The sequence below is a fragment of the Candidatus Desulfolinea nitratireducens genome (genome assembly GCF_982879505.1).
In genome coordinates this window covers 1-4,252 of the sequence record NZ_CEYOSI010000182.1, presented here as the reverse complement: position 1 = coordinate 4,252, position 4,252 = coordinate 1, and the positions used below count along the sequence as shown (strand labels likewise).

Genomic DNA, 4,252 nt, shown 5'->3' with positions numbered 1-4,252 from the left:
TGACGATGATCGTTAAATAAGCTCTTTCTCGCATCAGTGGCTTTAGCCCAGCATAAATGCCCACCAATTTCTCCAAAAACTCCTCATAATCGGGCATATTCCCCACATCATTTGGGTCGTCTGAATAGACCACATCCAGCTCGGATTCGGTACGGCGTTTCTTTTGTGTCTCCGAGCCGCGCGCGTGGAGCATATCCCAGTAGGGCGGGGAGGTGATCAGATAGTCGATTTCCGGGATGGAATAATTTAATGCCTTGGCAGCATCCCCATTGATCACCTCGGCGGTCAGATTTGTGTTCTGGCGGGTCTCCGCTAAAGCTGCTTTTTCCTCGGCAACAACCTCTTTCGCGATCTGCGCGTATTTGGAGTTCAACTCGATCCCATAAGAGTGGCGTCCACTACGCAAGGCAGCAACGAGCGTGCTCCCCGTTCCCACCATCGGATCGAGAACGGTCGCGCCCTCTTTGGTGAAAAATTCGATGAATTCCTGGATCAGGGTCTCAGGGTATTTCGCAGGGTGTCTCAAGACGCCTTTTTTGCGCCGTGGTGGATTATGGATGAACCAGGATTTCTGGAACTTCAACCAGGTTTTGTTGTCGAGGTCGTTCATGCGATTTTTATAGGCCATGTTTTCTTTAGTCCTGTTGTACTTGGTGAAGATGAGGACGTAAAAACGTGAATCGTGAAAAGTGAATCACGCATCACTCGTCTCACTTCACGGTGATCGCGTACTCGTTGGCACCGGTGTTTGCGAGGGTGTCATCGTTGGAGTCGGGCTGGCGTATGCCACTGATTGTACAACCAAATCAGAAAATGTGACCGTCATCGCCGTCTCTCCGGCAGATTGGGCGAATACTCCCAGCGTACCAATCTCAAGATTAACATCGACCGCCGTGAATTGGTGACGACCATTCAAAAAGAATCTCATTTCAGGTCCCACAGCCCAAACACCAAGCCGAACATCGCCGGGAGATCCGGGGGGCACATCTCCGCTGGGGAGTGGCGGATGAATCACTCTGGCGCGTTCCAGGCTCATTCGGTCGAGGCGGACGGTCCCATCACAGGCAAGCGCATATCGGTAGGCTGCCGCATTATTCGCCCGAAAAAGAAGCCCATACGAGTCGCCGCCTCTGCAAAGCGCGGGATGTGCGCTGATCTCAGCATAAAAATTTGTCAGCAGGGGTTCATTGCGCAGGCTGATCATATAAATTTGGGGCTCTTTCACAGCGATGGTAATCCGGTTGCGGCTTACACTGATATTGCCTTGGTCGGAGGTGATCGTATTCCATGCGGCTCCCGATGCAAAATCGTCTGTGGCGAGGGTTTCTCCCAGGCCGGGCAAATAGACTGGAGTCGCACTGGGGGGCTGGACGAGGTGCGGCGTAAGGGTAGCTGTGGGAGGAAACCATTGCACGGTCGCGGTTGGGGATAGGGCTGGCGTCTCTGAAACGGGGGCAAGCGGAGTTACAGTCTGGGTCGGCGCGCAGGATGTCAGGGCGATGAAAATGACGAGGGGCAAAACCCAGATGGGAGCGAGAGGATGTGTTGATTTCATAAAATGCGATAGGAGAAGAACCCGTTCCCTTAAAGGGAACGGGTTCTTTGTTGAAAAAATATTATTCGTATCGTTTCCGGATATTGGGAACGAGATAGTCGCTAAAAGCGTGCTCAGCGTCATAGGCAGGCTTCCAACCCCAATCACGGCGAGCGGCGTCATCGTTCATATCAATCGGCCATGAATCAATAATACGTTGACGACTGATATCGGGTGAATAGGTGATATCGGCATCGGGAAAATGTTTTTTGACATGGGCTGCAAATTCTTCTGCGCTCAAGCTGAAGGCGGTGATATTGTAAATTTGGTGAGAGAGATTTTCACGAGGCGCAGCAGCCAATTGGATCAAAGATGTAACAGCGTCGGGCATGGCCATAAAGGAGATCGCGGCATCTTCGCGGACGAAGGAGGCATAAGGCTTACCCTGTGCAGCAGCATGGAGCATCTCGGGACCGTAATCGCTGGTTCCCCCACTGGGAACAGTAAAAGCTGAGATCAGGCCGGGAAAGCGTACGCAGCGAAAATCAAGCATGGCGGGTTCGTTTTCAGATAGTTGCTTGTAATTATTGCTATAGTAGATACCGAGGGTTTCACCATAAAGTTTATTACAACCATACATGGTGATGGGTTTATTCCATTCCCATTCCTGGGGACGCGGATTTTCAGCCTTATTTTCCAGCGACCCCATACCAAATGCAGCCACAGAGCTGGGGAAGATAAAAATGACTGGTTCACTTTTCCATTCAGATTGCTCGGCGGCAAGCTGGAGCAACCTCATCGTTCCTCCAACGTTGACATTATGCGCCAACATCGGGGAATATTCCGCTCTGGTTGAGAGCAGTGCTGCCAGATGGTAGATATGAGTAATATCGTATTCACTGACCAAACGATCAAACAGCGATTGATCGAGGATATCGCCAACGATATGCTGAACCTTCGCATCCAGTTCAGGCGGCAAAGGCCGGATATCCATACTGATCACATGATTATTATTCTGCTCGGCGAGTCTTTCGACAAGGGCCTGCCCAACTTCGCCAGCCGCACCGGTGATTAGAATTGCTTTACGACGCATTATTCGGTCTCCTTCAAGAAAATAGGGGAATACTTTTATTGTAAGGAAGATAAGCAAAAATATCCAGTGTCAAAAATCCTTTATAAATAATATGCAAGGTGAAATTGAACCACCTATAGTATAATTTTTTCGGCTTTAAATATCTTGTTTTTTTTCGCTGGAGGATTAATGGCTGAAAGAAAAATTCGTGTCCTGGTCGCCAAACCGGGCTTAGATGGACACGACCGAGGGGCAAAAGTTGTCGCGCGGGCGCTGCGCGACGCGGGCATGGAGGTGATCTACACGGGTCTGCGTCAGACACCCGAGATGATCGCTGAAGCTGCCCTGCAAGAGGATGTGGATGTAATTGGTATCTCCATTCTCTCCGGAGCGCATATGGCACTTGTCCCACGCATTTTGGAATTGATCAAGGCAAACGGGCAGGAGGATGTGAAGCTCTTTTTGGGCGGCATTATCCCAGACGATGACATTGCCCAACTTAATAAAATGGGCGTAACGGGGATTTATGGACCAGGAGCATCCACCGAAGACATTGTCACTGAAATCCGCACCGCTATACAGAAAAGAGCTTGAGATGGTCTTTATGAGCCTATCTCAAGCTCTTTTGAATCAAGATCGTCTTGCGCTCTCGCGGTTGCTGACTCATGTAGAAAATAATAGCGAAGAAGGGCGAAAGGCCCTGGATGAACTTTACCCTCATACAGGAAAAGCCCATCTGATCGGAATCACTGGCGCACCGGGGACGGGAAAATCAACCCTCGTTAATCAATTAGCCCTGCAGTACAGCAAAGAGGGAAAAAGGGTTGCCATTCTGGCCGTTGACCCCTCCAGCCCTTTCACCGGTGGCGCTGTCCTTGGTGACCGTGTGCGGATGCGTGACCTCGCAGGAGACCCGAATGTCTTTATCCGCTCAATGGCCTCGCGTGGATCGCTTGGTGGTCTCGCCCAGGCGACGGCATCCATGGTGCAGGTTTTCGACGCGGCAGGCTTCGACCTCATCCTGATCGAAACCGTTGGCGCTGGCCAGGCCGAAGTGGATATTGCCAGACTCGCCCACACAACCCTCGTTGTGGAAGCACCCGGTTTGGGCGATGATATTCAGGCGATCAAGGCGGGCATTCTCGAGATCGCAGATATTCTTGTGGTCAACAAAGCAGACCGTCCCGGCGTGGAAAATTCCGAACGGGCCCTCAGGGGGATGCTGGATATGGCGCACCCCACCCAGCGCGTTTTCCATCATCACGGGCAGAGAATGGTTGTCCCGGCGCAGACGCCCAAAGCCGACGATCCACTTTGGATACCAGTCATAAAACGCACTGTGGCCAAGGATGGGGTTGGGATCACAGATTTGGTTGAAGCGATTGAAGATCACATTACATTTCTACGTGAAGGAGGAGAGTGGGCCGCTCGTGAGCGAACCCAGCTTCAAACCACGTTCGAAACGCTCCTGCGAGATAATTTGTTTGCACGCTTTTTGGATGAACTTTCCCCTGAAATTTACGAGGAAACACTATCCAATATTATGCTTCGAAAGCAATCCCCATGGAGTGCGGCAGAAGCCTTGTTGGACAGGAGAAGAGCATGATCTACGGAGAACGGATCCGCTTTCGGGGGGTTGAACGGGA

At 51.3% G+C, this 4,252-nt stretch carries 5 protein-coding genes; 2 read left to right on the top strand and 3 right to left on the bottom strand.

Annotated features, from left to right (window positions below):
• From AC3DOM_RS13810 to AC3DOM_RS13800, 3 genes are all read right to left on the bottom strand, one after another.
• A partial coding sequence (locus tag AC3DOM_RS13810) for a TRM11 family SAM-dependent methyltransferase (protein WP_487919626.1) occupies window positions 1–628 on the bottom strand: 628 nt, incomplete at its 3' end.
• Between the two features lie 87 nt (window positions 629–715).
• Window positions 716–1,555 carry a hypothetical protein gene (locus tag AC3DOM_RS13805; protein WP_487919625.1) on the bottom strand — a complete coding sequence of 280 codons (840 nt, stop codon included), beginning with the start codon at window positions 1,553–1,555 and terminating at the stop codon, window positions 716–718.
• Window positions 1,556–1,616: 61 nt separating this feature from the next.
• Window positions 1,617–2,627, bottom strand: a complete 1,011-nt coding sequence (locus AC3DOM_RS13800) for an NAD-dependent epimerase/dehydratase family protein (RefSeq protein ID WP_487919624.1) — start codon at window positions 2,625–2,627, stop codon at window positions 1,617–1,619.
• 168 nt (window positions 2,628–2,795) lie between these two features.
• Between AC3DOM_RS13800 and AC3DOM_RS13795 the strand changes: the two genes are divergently transcribed.
• Both AC3DOM_RS13795 and meaB read left to right on the top strand, forming a co-directional pair.
• On the top strand, window positions 2,796–3,200 hold the full coding sequence (locus AC3DOM_RS13795) for a cobalamin B12-binding domain-containing protein (protein ID WP_487919623.1): 405 nt from the start codon (window positions 2,796–2,798) through the stop codon (window positions 3,198–3,200).
• 10 nt (window positions 3,201–3,210) lie between these two features.
• Window positions 3,211–4,212 carry a methylmalonyl Co-A mutase-associated GTPase MeaB gene (gene meaB / locus AC3DOM_RS13790; RefSeq protein ID WP_487919622.1) on the top strand — a complete coding sequence of 334 codons (1,002 nt, stop codon included), beginning with the start codon at window positions 3,211–3,213 and terminating at the stop codon, window positions 4,210–4,212.
• The last annotated feature ends 40 nt before the right edge of the window (window positions 4,213–4,252 follow it).